At 69.5% G+C, this 17844-nt stretch carries 19 protein-coding genes and 1 tRNA gene; 13 read left to right on the forward strand and 7 right to left on the reverse strand.

Features of this window, described 5'->3' with window-relative positions; all coding sequences use genetic code 11:
• The 3 genes from VFL28_02905 to VFL28_02915 all read left to right on the forward strand — a co-directional run.
• On the forward strand, positions 1-819 hold an 819-nt coding region (locus VFL28_02905; protein HET7263592.1), incomplete at its 5' end, for a hypothetical protein.
• A 16-nt stretch (positions 820-835) separates the two neighbouring features.
• Positions 836-1936 (forward strand): replication-relaxation family protein, encoded by a 1101-nt coding sequence (locus VFL28_02910; protein HET7263593.1) that lies wholly within the window; start codon positions 836-838, stop codon positions 1934-1936.
• A 78-nt stretch (positions 1937-2014) separates the two neighbouring features.
• Positions 2015-2266, forward strand: coding sequence for a helix-turn-helix domain-containing protein (locus tag VFL28_02915; GenBank protein ID HET7263594.1), 252 nt, complete (start codon positions 2015-2017; stop codon positions 2264-2266).
• 1140 nt (positions 2267-3406) lie between these two features.
• On the opposite strand, the gene VFL28_02920 is transcribed toward VFL28_02915, so the two are convergent.
• Together VFL28_02920 and VFL28_02925 are read right to left on the reverse strand one after the other, a co-directional pair.
• A tRNA-Thr gene (locus VFL28_02920) sits at positions 3407-3481 on the reverse strand.
• Positions 3482-4011: 530 nt separating this feature from the next.
• Entirely contained in the window at positions 4012-4215 is a 204-nt protein-coding gene (locus tag VFL28_02925) for a hypothetical protein (GenBank protein ID HET7263595.1), read from the reverse strand.
• Between the two features lie 181 nt (positions 4216-4396).
• On the opposite strand from VFL28_02925, the gene VFL28_02930 reads away from it, so the two are divergent.
• On the forward strand, positions 4397-4774 hold the full coding sequence (locus VFL28_02930) for an STAS domain-containing protein (GenBank protein ID HET7263596.1): 378 nt from the start codon (positions 4397-4399) through the stop codon (positions 4772-4774).
• Positions 4775-4811: 37 nt separating this feature from the next.
• Here the strand turns inward: VFL28_02930 and VFL28_02935 are convergent, their stop codons facing one another.
• Positions 4812-4997: a hypothetical protein gene (locus VFL28_02935; GenBank protein HET7263597.1), complete on the reverse strand. Its 186-nt coding sequence runs from the start codon at positions 4995-4997 to the stop codon at positions 4812-4814.
• A 23-nt stretch (positions 4998-5020) separates the two neighbouring features.
• A complete protein-coding gene (locus VFL28_02940; protein ID HET7263598.1) occupies positions 5021-6763 on the reverse strand; it encodes a gamma-glutamyltransferase in 1743 nt (580 codons plus the stop codon).
• Positions 6764-7131: 368 nt separating this feature from the next.
• Between VFL28_02940 and VFL28_02945 the strand changes: the two genes are divergently transcribed.
• The 5 genes from VFL28_02945 to VFL28_02965 are packed head-to-tail and all read left to right on the forward strand — an operon-like array spanning position 7132 to position 12065.
• Positions 7132-8097 (forward strand): diacylglycerol kinase family protein, encoded by a 966-nt coding sequence (locus tag VFL28_02945; protein ID HET7263599.1) that lies wholly within the window; start codon positions 7132-7134, stop codon positions 8095-8097.
• A gap of 8 nt (positions 8098-8105) precedes the next feature.
• A complete protein-coding gene (locus VFL28_02950) occupies positions 8106-9272 on the forward strand; it encodes a glycosyltransferase (protein ID HET7263600.1) in 1167 nt (388 codons plus the stop codon).
• Complete coding sequence (locus tag VFL28_02955; protein HET7263601.1) at positions 9269-10426, forward strand: MFS transporter; 1158 nt, start codon at positions 9269-9271, stop codon at positions 10424-10426. The genes VFL28_02950 and VFL28_02955 overlap by 4 nt, the downstream gene beginning before the upstream one ends.
• Positions 10427-10445: 19 nt before the next feature.
• Positions 10446-11165 carry a polysaccharide deacetylase family protein gene (locus VFL28_02960; protein HET7263602.1) on the forward strand — a complete coding sequence of 240 codons (720 nt, stop codon included), beginning with the start codon at positions 10446-10448 and terminating at the stop codon, positions 11163-11165.
• A gap of 27 nt (positions 11166-11192) precedes the next feature.
• A complete protein-coding gene (locus VFL28_02965; protein HET7263603.1) occupies positions 11193-12065 on the forward strand; it encodes an EamA family transporter in 873 nt (290 codons plus the stop codon).
• A 53-nt stretch (positions 12066-12118) separates the two neighbouring features.
• Here the strand turns inward: VFL28_02965 and VFL28_02970 are convergent, their stop codons facing one another.
• Positions 12119-12703: a hypothetical protein gene (locus VFL28_02970; GenBank protein ID HET7263604.1), complete on the reverse strand. Its 585-nt coding sequence runs from the start codon at positions 12701-12703 to the stop codon at positions 12119-12121.
• Positions 12700-12831 carry a hypothetical protein gene (locus VFL28_02975; protein ID HET7263605.1) on the reverse strand — a complete coding sequence of 44 codons (132 nt, stop codon included), beginning with the start codon at positions 12829-12831 and terminating at the stop codon, positions 12700-12702. Before VFL28_02975 ends, VFL28_02970 begins: the two co-directional genes overlap by 4 nt.
• 154 nt (positions 12832-12985) lie before the next feature.
• Between VFL28_02975 and pyk the strand changes: the two genes are divergently transcribed.
• Genes pyk through VFL28_02995 form a run of 4 tightly spaced genes read left to right on the forward strand, consistent with a single transcriptional unit; the run spans position 12986 to position 16521 of the window.
• Entirely contained in the window at positions 12986-14515 is a 1530-nt protein-coding gene (pyk, locus tag VFL28_02980; protein ID HET7263606.1) for a pyruvate kinase, read from the forward strand.
• A 7-nt stretch (positions 14516-14522) separates the two neighbouring features.
• A complete protein-coding gene (trxB, locus tag VFL28_02985) occupies positions 14523-15458 on the forward strand; it encodes a thioredoxin-disulfide reductase (GenBank protein ID HET7263607.1) in 936 nt (311 codons plus the stop codon).
• Positions 15455-15733, forward strand: a complete 279-nt coding sequence (locus tag VFL28_02990) for a hypothetical protein (protein ID HET7263608.1) — start codon at positions 15455-15457, stop codon at positions 15731-15733. The genes trxB and VFL28_02990 overlap by 4 nt, the downstream gene beginning before the upstream one ends.
• 44 nt (positions 15734-15777) lie before the next feature.
• Positions 15778-16521: a 3-oxoacyl-ACP reductase family protein gene (locus VFL28_02995; GenBank protein ID HET7263609.1), complete on the forward strand. Its 744-nt coding sequence runs from the start codon at positions 15778-15780 to the stop codon at positions 16519-16521.
• Positions 16522-16546: 25 nt separating this feature from the next.
• On the opposite strand, the gene VFL28_03000 is transcribed toward VFL28_02995, so the two are convergent.
• Positions 16547-17653, reverse strand: coding sequence for an aminopeptidase (locus VFL28_03000; protein ID HET7263610.1), 1107 nt, complete (start codon positions 17651-17653; stop codon positions 16547-16549).
• Positions 17654-17844 lie beyond the last annotated feature (191 nt).

Raw genomic sequence — 17844 nt, forward strand, 5'->3', positions numbered from 1 at the left:
CGCGATTCGAACGGCGTGCTGCTGATCGAGGACGGCCATCACAGGTTTGCTGCGATGAAGGCGATCGGCCTCACCGAGGTCTGGGTCGTCATCCGACCGTACTCGGCGTCCGACGCCGCGATCGTACGCGAACTCACCTCCCAATTGGCGCGCCGGAGATCAGGCGCCGAACGAACGTCGCTGCTCCTCAGGGCGGTGATCGACCTTGTGAGCACGGGCCGGCTCGAGGGCGTCCTGCACAACAGCGATGCCGCGCTGAGTAGACGCGCAGCACTTGGCGGGGCGTTCGACGTGAACGAGAATCTCGCGGGAAAGCTACTGACGATTGCGGAAGCCGGGCTCACAGAGCTCGTTGATCGATTCGTCTCGGCGCCACTCACAACTACCAGGCTCGAATGCCTGTATCAATTTGCACAAACTTCACGAGACGCGCAGTCGGCGGCACTTGAAACGTTGGGCGAGGCAGTCTTGTACACTCTGCCCGACGACGTTCAGGTCTTGCGCCGCGGGCTTGCGTCCGCCGCGGATCGTACCGCTCAGGTCCGCCAGTGGGGACAGCCGATCATCGAACGGCTGGAACGCGAGCACGCGGGCGCAGCCGGCAGGATAGCCGCCAAGATGGCTGCCGACGTTCAGAAGGTCTCGGCACGTCTCCCCGGTCCCGCCCGCCGCCTCTTCCGGCAACATTTGGTAGACAAACTCACCTCAGAAGACAACACTGCGCCGGGAACCAGTTCCGCCGATCCCGCCGCCGTCGACCAGGAAACGGGTGCGGCGCGGATAACGCAAGCCGCCACTATCCAGACGTCTACACGATAAATGGCAGGATGAAGTAATGCGACACCGCACGGCCCGTCTGGAATCCCTTGCGCGCGCACTCACACCGCGGGATGTTCAGATCCTGCAGGAGCTGAATATCAGCCGGTATCTGGTGCTGTCTCAGATTCAGGATTTGTACTTCGCCGACGTCACTGCGGATCGATGCAGCCAGCGTTTGCGAGAACTGTGCGAGCGAGGCATCCTCGGCAGGGTGCGACACTGCGAGCCGGGCAGTACTGCCTCCAAGAACTACTACCACCTCACAACGGTCGGAGTGCAGGTGCTCGCCGCGGCTGTGCCTGGTACCGATGTCTTGTATGAAACCGAGGCCGACATCAGAATTTCGCCAGAGTTCCTGCCGCACGTAGCCGACGTGGCGTCGGTGCGGGTGGGATTACAACTTCGGCGGTGGGTCTCCGACTTGCCCGACTATGTCTACCAGGCCGGGAAGCGTGCGCGGATCGAGTGGAAGGAACCGCTCGGCCGTGTCGAGCGCATAACCCCGGATGTCATCGTTACTGTGCCAATGCCGTGGCCGGATGTGGTCTGGGGGTATTTCATCGAGATCGACGAGGGCACGATGACCCTCGGAGCCCTCAAGTCGAAAGCAGAACGTTACGCCCGTCTGCTCCGTGCGTTCGACACGCGTCCCGACCCCGCGCGGCCGTGGCTGCGCAGTCGTTACGCCACGGCAATCATCGCCTGCCGGTCAGACGCTCGACGCCAGAGAATTCGGAAGATGTTTGAGGCCGCCGGGTTCACCGACCAGCCGGGACACTCCCGCATTTGGACGTATTCATCCCCATCCGACGTGCCGTACGGCATCGCAGGGAGTGTGCGCGAGGGCCAGCGGAAGTTCGACGAACAAGAACGCGAGCACGCGGAGAAGGCCGCCGCGGAGCGACAGAGGAAGGAACAGGCGCTCCGGCGCGCCCACGACGAGTCGCGTCTTGCGGCCGAACGGCAGCGGTGGACTGCAACGCGGGACGCCTGGGCCCATCGAGAGTATCAGGCGCAAGGCCTTTTCAAGTTCAAGCCGGTGGGCCACTTCAAGACCGAGTTCGAACGCCGTTTTCCGCCGCCGCTTCGCCCGGCGCCGGTAGGTGAGCGAGTTTGACGCTCGGACTCAGATCCGCTGCAGGGCCGAGGCAGCCAGCGACCCGATGACGAAAACGCCAATGCGGGGAGAAGAAGGATGAAACAGTACACAAGCAAACTCAGTCGCGCCCAGGAGACGCTCGACGACATCCGAAAGATGCTGCCGCCGCTGGTCACGGCCGAGGAAATCGCGGCGATCCTGAAAGTCTCTCCGAAGAGCATCTACCGGTGGGCGAGCGAGGGCCGCCTGCCGGCGTTCCGGGAGGGGCGGCTCGTCAGGTTCTTGGAGTCCGACGTGGAAGCCTTCATCAAGAGCCGCATAGGGGTGGGAGCCCGTGGCATGGATTGAGCGGCGGCGCGCCAGGGATGGCACGACCACGTGGTACGTATACTGGCGCGAGGCCGGCCGCGGGACCGCGAAGAAATCGCTGAAGGCCGGAGCCCGCCGGCGCGACGCGGAGCGGCTGGCAGTCGAAATTCAGGCGCGCGTGAACGCGGGGCTGGTCGGCGGGAGCGTCGTCGCAAAGCGCGCGACGCTGAACGAATTCGTCGACAAGTGGCTGCCGGCGCGGCTCGTTCGCGACACCACACTCCGCCGGGACAGAAGCCTGATCAACGTCTACCTCCGCCCGGCGTTTGGCGGCACCCTGCTGAACGCCATCGGCGTCCAGGACATCAAAGAGCTCCTGGCCAGGGTCGCAAAGCAGCGGAGCCCGTCGACGGCGCGCCGGCTGCTCGCGGTGATCAGCAAGATGCTCGCCGATGCCGTGCGAAGCGACTATGCGCGGCAGAATCCCGTTCAGAGGCTCGATCGTCGCGACAAGCCGGAAGGCCGGCGGAAAGCGGCCCAAGCGATTGACCTGAGCGAGCTGCTCGAGATGCTCGCGGCGTTGCCCGGCAGGTGGTCCAGGTTCGCCCTCGTGAAAGTGCTCACGGGCTGCCGTTGGGAAGAGATCGTCGCGCTCAAGTGGTCCGACGTGGACCTCGAGACCGGGAAGATCCACATCCGGCGCGCGACGCCCGCGGGAACGACGGGCGAGCAAGATCCGAAGAGTCTGACCTCACACCGCAGCATCGACATGCTGTGGCCGGTGCGGGAGGCACTGCTCGATCTGCCGCAGCGCAGCGAGTGGGTGTTCCCGGGGGCGCGGGGCGGGCCGCTGAGCCATGGGTGGTTCTACACGCACATCTGGTGCGAGACCCGGCGCGAGGTGGGCAGCCGCCTCCAGATCAGGCAGCTGCGGCACGGTTTTGCGAGCCTCTTGCTGGCGTGGGGCGAGCCGATCCTCTACGTCAGCCAGCAGCTGGGGCACAGCAGCGCCGGATTTACGCTCTCGACCTACGCCCACCTCATCCAGGAGGGCCGCAGACTCGACAAAGAGCACACGCTAAAGAAGCTGGCGGAGGCGGCGCTGGGCGAGCGTGCCCCAAGGGTGCCCCAAGGAGATGTTTCGAAGTCTAGTCGGCCTTCGGAAAGCCCTGATAAATATGGAGCCGGCGAAGGGATTCGAACCCATGACCTGCGCATTACGAATGCGCTGCTCTACCGCTGAGCTACGCCGGCTCGTCTAGCACCCCGAAGTATACAAAAGGAAGGGCAACGGGACAATGAGCGAACTTGTCAGAACCGAGATCCTGAGGGCAGGCGTGACTGGGAAGGTACGCTTACTTCCGGCGCAAGCGCGCCTTGTTCTTCTTCCGGGCCCTGCTCTTGGCGAGCCGGGCCTGAACGCCCATCATCGCGATGCGTCGGCGTTCCTTTGCGCTGAGGCGGAGGGCTCTGGCGCGGCCACCCTTGCTCCCCAGCTCCGCCCAGATGCTGGACGTCTTCTTGCGCCGCCTCCGGCTTGAGGGTCGTGTCATCGAGCAGACTCCCGGCTTCCCCCGCAACTATTCTAACTTGGCGGTGGGAACACGGTCAACAGACGGCCGCGAATTCATCAACCGTCCGCGACGGGGCGACTTGTGAATCGGATCGTCAGCTGTGCGGCGACGTATCAGCGGGGGCAATCGGGAATATCGCGGCGGCCCTGCCTAAACTCATCGGCCCCCGCACTGCGAAACCTTTGAACTAAGAAATGGCCGTCCGGAGACCTAAAGCCGGCCCAGCGACCCGGCACCGTCCTGCGGCGTCTTGCCGCTTTTCTTCGCGCGGCGCGCTTCGACGCCCATCATCGCGATCCGGTGGCGCTCGACGGCGGAGAGCCGCGCAGCCCTGGCTTTGCCGCCTTTCCGTCCGAGCTTCACCCAGATGCTGGTCTTCTTCGTGGGCTTTGATCGCTTCTTCTTCACCATCACGAGAAATATTACCCAATTTCACCTATGAGGCAAGGCATAAGACCGATGACTTAGCCGCTAAGATATCTCTGCGCGCGGCGCGGAGCGCCGGACAACTCGAAGGAGTACTGAACTTCGAACACGCAGTGTAATATAATGGCCGGGAGCCAGGGCTTCTTTCCTCGGGGGGAGAACACCGCGAATGGCGGCGGCGACGCACTGGTCGAACCAACTACAGTGCCGGCGGGTTGATTACGACGGGGCCGTTTGTCTGGTCCTCTCCGGCGAACTGGATCTGGCGAGCATCGCGACGCTGCAGGCGCAGTTCAAGGCGGTCGCGCAGCGCGAGGACGACGTCGTCGTCGACATGGGCGGGCTCCGGTACATCGACTCTTCCGGCGCGAAGGTGCTGCTGGACGCGCAGCGGCTGCTCGCGCGCAGCAGGCGCCGGATCGTCATGGCAAACGTTCAGCCGATGGCGCGGCGGATCATCGACGTGATGGGGATCGAGAAGGCGATCCCGATCTTCTCCACAGTCGAGGCCGCCCTGGAAGACCTCCAGAAGAACAAAGAACCCTAGGCCGGTCCGGCGGTCAAACCCGCGACGCGGCGGGGGGTCATTTCCGCCAGTGCTCCATCAGCAGCAAGACGCCTGCGACCAGCGCGATGATTCCGGTGATCCGGCCGAACCCCAGAAACATGAAAAACCCCGACGACTCGAGCCCGACCAGGATCAGATAGACCGCGAGCAGGAACATCCCCCAGTTGGAGATCCGCACCTCAGCCCCCCCGATTCGAGACATGACCGCCACCGCCGGCCCGACCGCTACCACCCCATCGCGTAGCCGTTCCGGCGCGGATCCGCGCCGCCCAGCATCCAGCCGTCCTCGCGCAGCACGATGCCCTGCCCGCCGCCGACGCGGACGGACCAGTCCTCGAGCACTTCGATCGAATAGCCGCGGGACGCCAGCGCCTTGCGCGCGGACGCCGGGAAGCGGCCCTCGAGCAGGATCGTCTTGGGCGGCATCGGGTCGCCGACGTCGTCCTTCCACCGGAACCGCGGGGCGGCGATGGCGTCCTGGATGCCGCGGCCGAAGTCAATCAGGCCGAGGATCATCTGCGCCGTCGTCTGCGGAATGCCGTACGAGCCGGGCGTACCGATCAGGAACGCGAGGCGGCCGCCCAGGGCGGCGTGCGCCGGCCCGAGCGGATCGATGCCGAACGACTGCGCCGGCGCCGTCGGGTTCTCCCTGACGCCGAAGCCGTGGGCCGGGCCCGAGGGCGACTCGCGGCGTTTGTCGGACGCGATGACGCGCGCATCGCCGGGGATGAGCGTGCACCAGTGGTGGCCGTTGTTGAGCACGATGCCCGTGTCGCCGACGACGACGCCGGAGCCGTAGCCGCTGCCGATCGTCTGCGTGATGTTGACCGCGAGCCCGCTCGCGTCCGCGGCCGAGAGATGCGTCGTCGACCGCTCGGGGGCCCGTCGCGCCTTCCGGATGCGCGCACGCACCGGCCGCCGGCCGCGCGCCGTGCGGCCGGCCTTGGACTTCGCGGCGCGAAGGCGACGGCGCACCTCGGCCTGCAGCTCTGCCACCCGTCCGTCGGAGAGCATCCACGCGATCGGCACGTCCTTGAACGCCGGATCGGCGACGTTCGCGTGCGCGTCCATGCGCGCGAGCCGGATCGCCTCGGCGGTGAGCGCGAGATAGTCCGCGCCGAGGGGATCGAGGCCGGCGAGATCCCACGCTTCGAGGATCCGCAGCGTCTGCAGCACCTGCACGGCGCTGCTCGGCGGCGGGGTCGTGCGGATTTCATAGCCGCGGTACCGCGCCACCACCGGCGGCTCCCAGCGCAGCACACCGGGATACGACCGCAGGTCTTCTTTCGTCATGATGCCGCCCTGCGCCGCGAGGTACCCGGCGATCGTGCCGGCGAGCCGGCCTTCGTAGAACGTCTGCCAGCCCTCGGTCGCGATCGCCCGGAGCGTGGCGGCGAGGCCGCCTTGTCGGAGCAGCTCGCCGGGCAGGTACGGCCGCCCGTGATTGAGATAAGTGCGGGCGGCGTCCGGAAACGGAAGCAGGCGCTGCAGCACCGCGGCGGTCCGCGCGTGATCGAACGCCGTCACCGGCGTCCCGCGGTCCGCGAGCTCGATCGCGGGCTCGAGCACCTGCGCGAGCGGCAGGCTCCCGTAGTCTGCGAGCAGGCGCGCCCAGCCGGCGACGTTGCCGGGCACCATGGAGGCGAGCGGGCCGAGGTCCTGCGTCTCGACGGTGAACAGATCCGGCCGGGCGCCCGCGGGACTCCGACCCATGAAGTTGAGCGTGCGCGTCTCGCCGCCCGGCAGCGACAGTACGGCCAGGCCGATGCCGCCGACGCTCGAGAAGTACGGTTCCACAACGGTGACCGCGGCGGCCGTCGCGACCACGGCGTCGACGGCGTTGCCGCCGGCCGCGAGCATCCTGAGGCCGGCCTGGGTCGCGAGCGGGTTCGCCGAGGCGACCATCCCGCGGCGTCCCGCCGCCTGGGGCCGCACTCCGAATTCGGACGCGCCGCACTCGTACGTCACCGCGCACCTCCAGAACACGTCGAACCGGACGCACGTCGCGATCACCGGCGGACCGGCCGACGCCGGACCGCGCGCCGACTCCTCGGCGCGCAACCATAAAGCTCTAGCCGGCAACGATGACGGACAAGCCGGGACTCGAACGCGCTTCTACGCGACGGTAGGGATTCCTGGCCCGACGGGCCGGCCGGCGGCGCGGCCGTCTCGCCCGCCGAAAAGCGGTCTATTATAGGAAGGGACGCGCGTGCCAGCGTACAAAGTAACCGGCAAGTTGCGCGTTTGACACGCCGGGGCGACTCCGTCCATAATGGAACGGTTGTGTACCGTGAGAACACCGCATATCGCCCGGCCGCGGCGGAGGAGTTGACGGAATGGCTCTGACGCTGATTGTGGCCAACCTCAGGTCCGGCGGAGGCCGCGCGCGCGACGCGCTGCCGCTCGTTACGAACGCGCTTCGGCGCGCCGGCCGCGAGTACGACCTGATCGTGACCCCGAACGGCGATGCCACCGCGTCGCTGCTCACAGCCGCCCTCCGCTCCAACGACACCGACGTGGAGCAGGTCGTGGCGCTCGGCGGCGACGGGACGATCAACGGCGTGCTCAACGGCCTCGTCTCGAACGGCGCGAACCTCCCGCTCGGAATCGTGCCGTGCGGCACGGGCAACGAAACGGTCCGCTCGCTCGGTCTGCCCAAGAACCCCCGCACGGCGATCCAGACGCTGCTCCGCGGGCGCGTGTGCCCGATCGACGTGGGCGTCGTGAACGGGAGATATTTCCTCAACACCTTCGGCCTCGGCGCGGACGTCGAAGTCGTCAAGATGACCAACACGCTGCGCGCGCGGTACCGCTTCGCCCGCAATCGCTCCGTCTACTACGTCGCGGCGCTCATGCTGCTGTCGTCGGGTTTCGAGCCGTTCGAGGTGGAGGTCGAAGCGGGCGCCCGCTCGTTCACCGGCCGCGCGCTTATGATCGCGGTCGCGAACGGACGCATCTACGGCGAGCGGCTGCTCGCGCTCCCGTCGCCGAGCCTGACGGACGGACTGCTCGACGTGTACCTGTTACAGGAACTCGCGACGCGGCGGTTCCGGAAGACCGCCCGCCTGCTGCGGCGCCTGCCTGTGCCGGAGCTGAGCGTGCAGCGGTGCTCGAAGGTCACGATCCACCTCGACCAGCGCCGCGAGGCGCAGGTCGACGGAAGTCTGGCGGGCGCGGCGTCCACTTTCAACCTCTCGCTCCTGCCGGCGCGACTCTCCGTGATCCACCCCGCCCCGCCCGCGCTCGTCGCGACCCCAGTCCTCACCACCGTGCCGGCCGGCAGCCTGGCGGGACGCGCGTAAGGGACCGGATGCGGCTCGCAATCTTATCCTGCAACTATGGCGGGGGGCACAAACGCGTCGCGGAGACCGTTGCCGCGGAGTGGGAGAGCCAACCCGGCGGCCGCGCGGAGATCGTCGATTATTTCGCCCGCTTTGTCCACCCGATCTTCGATGCCCTGACGAAGTTCTCATACATCCAGAGCGTCCGGCGCGCGCCGGGCCTGTACGGCCTCTTCTACAAGCTCACCGGCGACATCAAATCCGATTCGACCATTCAGCGGTTCATCAACCGGATGGGCATGGACCGGCTCGAGCGCTACCTGACGGAGACGCAGCCGGACGCCGTCTGCTGCGTGCACTGCACGCCGGCCGGCACGATGTCCGATCTGCGCCTCGCCGGCCGCACGACGGTCCCCTGTCTCACCGTGATCACGGACTACGTGACCCACAGCCAGTGGATCCATCCCGCGGTCGACCGCTACTGCGTGCCGAACGACAACGTCCGCGACGGTCTGCTCGGGCGCGGCATCCCGGAATCGCGGATCGCCGTTTCCGGACTGCCGGTGGAGCGCAAATTCCGCCGTCCGCTCGACCGCGCCGCGCTGCGACAGCGGTACGGCCTCAAGCCGGACGTGCCCGTGGTGCTGGTCATGGCCGGGGCCTACGCGATGCTCGGCGGCGTGCCCGACGTGACGCAGGCGCTCGCGGAGTTCGCGCGGCCGATCCAGGTGATCGTCGTCTGCGGCTACGACAAGCGCCTCGAAGAACAGGTGCGGGCGCGCGCGGCCCGATCCGCCCACCCGTTCCACGTCGTCGGCTACGTCGATACGGTCGAAGAGCTGATGACGGTCGGCGACATCCTCATCACCAAAGCGGGCGGGGTCACGGTCAGCGAGGCGCTCGTGAAGCGGCTGCCGATGCTGATCTACCGGCCGATCCCCGGCCAGGAAGAGGGCAACACCCGCTTCCTGCTGCAGCACGGCGCGGCGCTCGCGCCGCGCACGCCGGCGCAGCTGGTCGAGCACCTCGACGCGCTCTTCCGCGATCCGGGTCGCCTCGCCGCGATGACCGACGCCGCGGGCGCCCTCGGACGGCCCGACGCGGCCGACGTCGTGACCGCCGAACTCGCGCGGCTCACCGCGCTCGAGAACGCCCCCGCCGCCACCTCCCTCACCCTCCCGCTGCCGGCACGGTGACGCTCCGCGAAGAAACCGGTCTGCTCGCCCTTACCATTGCGCTGGTCGAGCTGGTCCACGGCGCGCTGCTCTTCGTTCTGCTCCCCACGATGCTCACCGTCCGGTTCGGCTGGGCGATGGGCACGACCGGCGCCGCGATCTCGACGTACTTTTTCACGGAAGTCGCGCTCAAGCTGCTGGCCGGCTGGATGGTCGACCGCGTCGGCACCCGCAAAATCCTCTTGTGGGGGTTCTGGATCTACGCGGCGTCGTTCACCTGGCTCGTTCTCGCCACGCACACCTGGGAGATCTTCGCCGCGCTCGCGATCATGGGCGCGGGCGCCTCGCCGCTCTGGCCGGCCGCGCTGACGCGGCTGACGCGCGGGTCGGCGCCGAGGGTCGGCGGGACGCTCGGGCGGGTGTTTTCGACGTGGTTCCTCGGCGGCGGTCTGGGCATCGGCATCGCAACGCTCGTGAGCCGCGCGCAGCACCCGCTGTCGCTGCGGCTCTTCGTCCTGCCGCTGATCGCCGCGGCCCTCCTCGCGCTGCGGCTCCCGCCCGACGCCCACGAAATCCGCTCGAAGGCCAAGCCCGCGCCCGGCCGCGCGCTGGCCGAGATGCTCCGCGCGCTGATCATGCTGGCCGGGAGCCTGGTGCCGCAGATCATCGCGGCCGGCATTCTGATTCCGATCGTCGTCCCGTACCTCGAGTTCTACCGGGGGTACGACGAGCGGCAGCTGCTGTTGCTGCTGCTGCTCGGCCCCGGGGTGGGACTCGCGCTGATGACCCACGCCGGCCATCTCGGCGATCGCTTCGGGTGGCGGCGGACCTACGCGGTCGCGCTCGGCAGCGTCGCGGTGCTGCTCTTGCTCATCCCGCTCTGCTCGACGCTGTGGATGCTGGCGCTCGACTTCGCGGCGATCGGGATCGCCTACGCCTTCGTCCTGCCCGCCTGGAACAGCATCCTCGTCCGCCTGCTGCCGCAAGACGTCCGCGGCGCGGGGCTCGGCTTTGCGATGACGATCGAGGGGATGGGCGGCGTGATCGGACCGCTGCTCGGCGGCCTGCTGTGGCAGTGGACCAACCCATCCTCGCCGTTCTACCTGAGCGGCGGCCTGCTGCTGCTGGCCGCGGGCGCGTCCACCCGGTGGCGCGTCGAGCCGATCGAATCGTAGCGGGGCCGGGAGCGGCCGGGTGAAGAACGGCGTCGGCGCGCGGCTGCTCGCGGCGGCCGGCATCCTCGCCGCGCCGGTCGCCTACACGCTCGGCGCGCAGTTCGTCGCGGGGACACTCGCCCGAGGCGTGATCCGGCGCGGACCCGCCAGCCGGCGGGTCGCCCTTACGTTCGACGACGGCCCCGATCCGTCGCACACCCCGCGCATTCTTGAGGCCCTGGCGGGCGCGGACGTGCGGGCGACGTTCTTCGTCGTCGGCCGCCGCGTCGAAGAGGCGCCGGAGATTGCCCGCGAGGTCGCGGCCGCCGGCCACGACCTCGGCAACCACACCTACAACCACCGCCACTTCTGGACGCTGCCGCCGCGCGCCTCGCGCGAGGAGGTCGACCGCGGGCACGCGGCGATCGCGGATGCGACGGGACGGCCGCCGCGATACTTCCGGCCGCCGTGGGGGACGTTCAACTGGGCGGCCTACGCGCGGGCGGGCGAGATCGGCGAGTTACGGGTGCTGTGGTCCGTCCGCCCGGAGGGGTGGCTCGCACCCGCGCCGGCGGCGACGATGACCGCCTTCGTGGTCGAGCATGCGCACGCGGGGGCGATCGTCGATCTCCACGACCGCGGCGGGCATCCGTCCACGCCCGCCGAGACGTGCGCCGCGCTGCCGGGCATGATCGCGGGACTTCGCGACCTCGGATTCGAGGCGGTACCCCTCAGCGAGCTGCTCGAACCCGCGCTGTGACGGCGCCCGCATGACGAAGGCACCCTCGTGACCGCGGCGGCGCTCGGACTCGTCCTCGCCGGCGCCTTCATTCACGCGCTCTGGAACCTGATCGCCAAACGGGTCCGGGCCGGCGCGGCCTTCGTCTGCCTGTTCTCCGTCGTCGCGGTGTGCGGGTACCTGCCGCTCGCCGTCGCGATCGTCCTGTGGCAGCATCCGCACGTCGGTCCCGTGCAGCTGATCTTCATCGGCGGCACCGCCGTGCTGCACACGGGTTATTTCCTCGCGCTGCAGCAGGGCTACCGCCTCGGCGACCTGTCGCTCGTCTACCCGCTCGCCCGCGGCACGGGCCCGATGCTGACCACCGCGGCCGCGATCGCGTTCTTCCGCGAGCGCCCGGGCCCGATCGCGCTCGCCGGAACCGCCCTGATCGGCGGCGGCATCATCCTGCTCACGACGGGTCCGGACGCGTGGCGCCGCCCGAACGCCCGGGCGGCCGCGGCCTACGCGTTCCTCACGGGACTCTTCATCGCCGGCTACTCGCTGTGGGACAAGCAGGCGGTCACGACGTTTGCGATCCCGCCGATCGTGCTCGACTGGGGCGACAACCTCGGACGCGCGCTCATCCTCGCGCCCGTGGCGCTCGGGCGCGGCCCGGGGCTCGGCGGGGAGCTGCCGTCCGTGTGGCGCCGTTACCGCCGCGAGATCGTCCTCGTCGGGCTCCTGAGCCCGATGCCGTACATCCTCGTGCTGAGCGCGATGGTGTTCACGCCGGTGAGCTACGTCGCGCCGGCGCGGGAGATCAGCATCCTGGTCGGCGCCTTGATGGGAACGCGGCTTCTGGCCGAAGGGGACGCGCGGCGGCGCGTGGCCGCGGCGGGCGCGATGGTGCTGGGGCTTGGGGCACTCGCGATCGGGTAGCTGCGGCCTGGGCCGCCGCGGGCACGCGAGCGGCGATCGGGGTGGTGCGGCGTTTAGGACCGGCGGGGCGGCGCGCCGTCGGGCCCGGCGTCGTCGAGCACGCGCCGGTCGTGGCGCCTGACGGCGAGACGCTCGATGGCCGGCCGGGACAGCCAGACCTGGCGGAGCTCGGTCCGGCGACCTTCCGTGAGCCGCTCTTTGCCCCCGGGGTGAAACCGGGCCAGCAGGAAGCGCTCCCACCACGTCAGCCACCACCTGGTGAACGCAGGCAGAGGCCGGTTCTCGAACCCCGCCCGCTCGGCCTCGGCCCAGAACAGGCTCGCGCCGCAGATCGCCTTGATCTCCCGATACTCCGGCCGCTCGTGCAGGTCGCGGGCGAGCGGCTCCATCAGGCGGAAGACCTCGCGGCGGAAGCGGAGCCCAGGACGCCCGCCGTCGTGCAGGGCGGCCGCCCGGTCGTTGTCCATGTGGAGCTCCACGACCGGGTCGCCCGGGTTCACGACGGTGCCGTCCCGCAACTCGAGCCGGGGACCGCGGTGGCGGGTGACCTGCAGCTTCAAGATATAGCCGCCGCCGCCGATCTCGCGGATGTCGAACCGCCGCTCGAACCAGCGGTTGACCCAGGCCACCCAGTTCATATCGTGGCGGGGACATCACGGCGGTCGTCGATCCTACGCTCGATCACCCGCAGCGCGTCCGCGACGAAGCCGCCCACACCGGTCGATCCCGTTCCGATCGGAGACACGCTGATCGCCATGATTGTCACGCCGGGACCTCCGCGGGCGGCCGTTTCGGTCGCGGCGGCCGCACGCCGTCCAGGACAAGGGTTCGCCGCGCGACGGTCGTTTTCCGAAGACCGTCGCGGGCGGCGGCCCGGCCGACCGGGGTTCGTCGGGCGCCGCGGCGAACTCGTGAGAAGCATGGCCGCAGCCCGCCCGCTTCCCGACCGCCTCAGACGGACCAAGATCGTGGCGACGCTCGGCCCCGCCAGCGAGGCCGAAGCCGTGCTGCGACGGGTGATCGCCGCCGGCATGGACGTCGCCCGGCTCAACTTCTCCCACGGCACGCGCGCGGAGCACGGCCGTACGATCCGGCTGCTGCGCCGCCTCGCGCGCGAGGCCGGCGTGCCGCTCGCGATCCTCCAGGATCTGCAGGGCCCGAAGATCCGCGTCGGCCGACTCGTCTCACCGGTCGACCTCAAAGACGGAACGACGGTCGCCCTGACCACGGGCCGGAGCGCGGGGGCGGCCCGCGGCGGCGGGCCGGTACGGATCCCGGTGCCGTTCGCGGGGCTCGGCCGCGCCGTCGGGAGAGGGTCGCGGATCTTAATGAAGGACGGCACAATCGAGCTCGTCGTGACGGGCCGCCGCGGGCCGGAGATCCTCTGCCGGGTCGTCCGGGGCGGCGTGCTCGGCGCGCACCAGGGCGTCAACCTGCCCGGCGTGCGGATCCGCGCGCGGGCGCTCACCGCGAAGGACGTGACGGACCTCCGGTTCGGCCTCAGGCACGGCGTCGACGCGGTCGCGCTGAGCTTCGTCCGCACCGCGGCCGACCTCCGGCACGCGCGGCGCGTGATGGCGCGGTTCGGGCGCGACGTGCCGCTGATCGCGAAGCTCGAAAAGGCGGAAGCGATCACCAACCTGGACGAGATCGTCGCCGAGGCGGACGCGGTCATGGTCGCGCGTGGCGATCTCGGGGTCGAACTGCCGGCGGAGCGGGTGCCGCTCCTGCAGAAGCGCATCATCCACCGCGCCAACGCCCAAGGCATCCCAGTGATCACGGCCACCCAGATGCTCGAGTCCATGGTCAGCGCGGAGCGGCCGACGCGCGCGGAGACCTCGGACGTCGCGAACGCCGTGCTGGACGGCACGGACGCGGTGATGCTCTCGGCCGAGACGGCCGTGGGAAAGTATCCCGTCCAGGCGGTCGAGACGATGGCGGGGATCGCGCGGGCGGTGGAAGACGGCGTACCCGGGAGCGCGCAGGCGCGGCGTGTGTCCAGGCCGAGCATCCCCTACGCGATCGGCGGCGCGGCGCAGGCGCTCACCGAAGATCTGGACGTCGCGCTCGTGGTCGCGATCACGACGACCGGCCGGACCGCGCGCCTCCTGTCGCAGCGCCGGCTCGCCGCGCCGGTGCTGGCCTGCACGGAGGACGAGCGAGTCGCGCGGAGCCTGGCGTTCTGGTGGGGGGTGACGGCGTTCATCGTGCCGTTCCAGCCGACGACGGAAGCGATGATCGGGTTCCTCGACCGCGAGATCTGCCGCCGGCGCCTCGGAATTCCCGGCCAGTCGATCGTGGTCGTCGGATCGGTCCCGCTGATCGCGCGGGGGCGCACGAACTTCGTGCAGGTGCACCACCTGGGCACGGCGGGCCGGCACGGCCGGCGGTCGTCCCGGCGGGGGAAGATTCAGATCGGCCCCGGCGTTCCTGGGGGGAGGAAGAGGTGACGCGCTGATGGCCAACGAGCACACCACCCACAACCTTGTCATTCTGGGCTCCGGCGCCGCCGGCCTGACCGCGTCGATCTACGCGGCCCGGGCGGCCCTGCGGCCTGTCGTCGTGGCCGGCAGCCAGCACGGCGGCCAGCTCACCCTCACGTCGGACGTCGAGAACTTCCCCGGCTTCGAGAATCCGGTGCAGGGTCCGGAATTGATGGAATCCATGCGGAAGCAGGCGGAGCGCTTCCAGGTCGAGTTCATCAACGCCGACGCGACGACGGTGGACTTCCGGCGGCGGCCGCTCCAGATCGTGGCAGGGGACGAGACGCTGCTCGCGCACGCGGTGATCATCGCGACCGGCGCGGGGACGAACTGGCTCGGCCTGCCGAACGAGCAGCGCCTCATCGGGCACGGCGTCTCCTCGTGCGCCCCGTGCGACGCGTTCTTCTTTCGAGGCAAGGAGGTGGCCGTCGTCGGCGGCGGCGACTCCGCGATGGAGGAGGCGACCTTCCTCTCGAAGTTCGCGACCAGGGTGACGATCATCCACCGCCGGGACAGCTTCCGGGCCAGCAAGATCATGGTCGACCGGGCGCTCCGCAACGAGAAGATCAGCGTCCGCTGGAACACCGTGGTCGAGGACGTGTTGGGCAACGGGCAGGTGGAAAGCCTCCTGCTCCACGACGTCGTGTCCGGCCGCACGGAGAAGTTCGGGGTCGACGGCCTGTTCGTCGCGATCGGCCACCATCCCAACACGGACGTCTTTAAGGGTCAGATCGAGCTCGACACGAACGGCTACATCGTGCTGGACCACCACACGATGACGAGCGTCGACGGCGTCTTCGCCGCCGGCGACTGCCACGACCACCGGTACCGCCAGGCGATCACCGCGGCCGGGTACGGCTGCATGGCGGCGATGGACGCCGAGAAGTGGCTCGAAGCCCGCCGCGGATGAACGGGGCGCTCTGGGACCTCTACCAGCAGCAGTGCCAGGACGAGCTGGTCCCGCTCGAGGAGTTCGTCCGCCGCCTCGCCGCCGGCGAGTGGGGTGTGTACTCGAAGGCCGACGTGCTCGAGCTCCTCGAGGAGCTCGAGGGCATGATGCTCGCGAACATCCAGATGAAGGTGCACGAAGGCGCGCGGTTCGCGGAGATGGCCGACGAGGTCAGCGAGCAGACGCACGCCGAGTTCGAAAAGCTCACCACGTTCGTCGAAAGTTCGTTCAAGTAGGGCACGGGCCGGCATCCCCGCCCAACGCGACACCCGGAGGATCCATGGAACTCGAAGGCCTGGTCGCGGTCGTCACCGGCGCGGGCCGGGGCATCGGCGCGGCGATCGCGGCGCGGTTCTTCGCCGAGGGGGCCGCGGTGGCGCTCTGGGACGTCGACGGGGCGTCGGCGGACGCGGGCGCGCGCAGGCTGGACCCGGCGCAGACCCGAGCGGCCGGCGCGCGCGTGGACGTGACGGACGAGGCCGGGGTCGACCGCGCGATAGCCGAGACGGCGAAGCGGTTCGGCCGCGTCGACGTGCTGGTCAACAACGCCGGCATCCTGGGCCTCGGCACCACGGCCGAGATGACCGTGGACGCCTTCGAACGCGTGATGCGCGTCAACGTTACCGGGGTGTTCATCTGCTGCCGGGCGGTCGCGCCGGTGATGACCCGGCAGGGGCGCGGCAAGATCGTGAACATCTCCTCGCTGTCCGCGCGGACCGGGCGGCCGGTCCCGGTGAACTACGCGGCCTCGAAGGGCGCCGTCGTCTCGCTCACGCAGACGCTGGCGCGGGAGCTCGGCCCCGCCGGCATCTACGTCAACGCGATCGCGCCGGGCCCGATCGCGACCGAGATGACCGGCCAATTCACCCCGGAGTTCTACGCACGGCTCACGGCGGGGCGCGCGACGCGGCGCGACGGCACGCCCGAGGACGTCGCCCAGGCCGCGGTCTACCTCGCGTCGGCCCGGTCGGACTGGGTGACGGGCGTCGTGCTCGACGTGAACGGCGGCATCCTGATGCGCTGAGGCCCGGCGGCGGCCGGGGCGGAGTCTACGTCAGGAAACGCCCGGCCCGGTAGACGGCTTCTCCGTCGGCGTACGCTTCGCAGCCTTTCCCGCGCAGGTCGAGGATCATGTCCCAGTGCAGGCCGGACTGGTTCTTGCCGCCGGTGTCCGGATACGCGGCCCCCAGCGCCATGTGCACCGTCCCGCCGATCTTCTCGTCGAAGAGAATGTTGCGCGTAAACTGCTGGATGTCGTAGTTGAGACCGAAGGCGAACTCGCCCAGGACGCGGGCGCCGGCGTCGATGTCGAGCATCGAGCGGAGAAAGTCTTCGCCCTTGTCGGCCTTGGCCTCGGTGACCCGGCCGTCCTCGAAGGTGAGCCGGATCCCGGTGACCTCGCGCCCTCCGTAGATGGCCGGGAACGTAAACGTGACGGTGCCGTTGGTGGCGTTTTCGACCGGGCCGGTGAAGACTTCGCCGTCGGGAAAGTTGTGCTCGCCGGCGGCGCTGATCCAGGTCCGGCCCCCGACCCCGACCGTCAGGTCGGTGCCGGGGGCCGCGATGCGAATCGCCTTGACCTTGCCGAGGCGCTCCGCGACCGCGGCCTGCTCCCGCTCGATCCGCTCCCACTCCGCGACCGGGTCGTCTTTGTCCACGTGCCCGGCCTTGTAGACGAAGTCCTCGTACTCGGTGAGCGACATCTCCGCTTCCTGCGCGTCGGCCTGGCCCGGCGCCTGGGTGAGGCACCAGCGCAGCTCGCGCCTGGCCGCACGCTCCATGAAGCGCGACATGATCTCGCGCGTGGCCTCCCGGCGCACCCGCATCCGGTCGGGCGGGACGTGCGTGAGCGCGCGGGTGTTGTAGGCGCCGAGGTAGCGAAGCTCGCAGTTCAGGACCTCGACTTCGCGGCGGTCCAGTTCCGAGATGAACCGCAGCTGCTCGTCGCTGGCCAGCTTGAAGAACGTCTCTTCGAGGCCGTCGATCGAGCAGCGGACGGTGGCGTGTCCGCCGGCCCGCAGCACCTCGCGATAGGCCGCGGCGATGTGGGGCGCGGCGATCGCGGGGCCGCCGATCCGGACAAGGTCGCCCTTGCGGACCTTCATCGAATAGTGCACGAGAACGCGAGCGAGCTTCTCAACTCTGGGATCTGCCATGAAGTCCCGCTTCCGCCCTGGGGGGCGGCCATCCTCCGGTTCGAAACCACCGGCAGCCCGCCCGCGGGGAACGCGGACGCAGACGGCCGAAACGCGGCGGGGGAAACGACGGGTGGAGAGCCGAGCGCGGGCTTACGCTAGACGGCCGGAGGGCCCTGCCCTACCGGGCAGCGCCCTCCGGGTGAAACCCG

The organism is bacterium (genome assembly GCA_035691305.1).
Lineage (GTDB): Bacteria > Sysuimicrobiota > Sysuimicrobiia > Sysuimicrobiales > Segetimicrobiaceae > DASSJF01.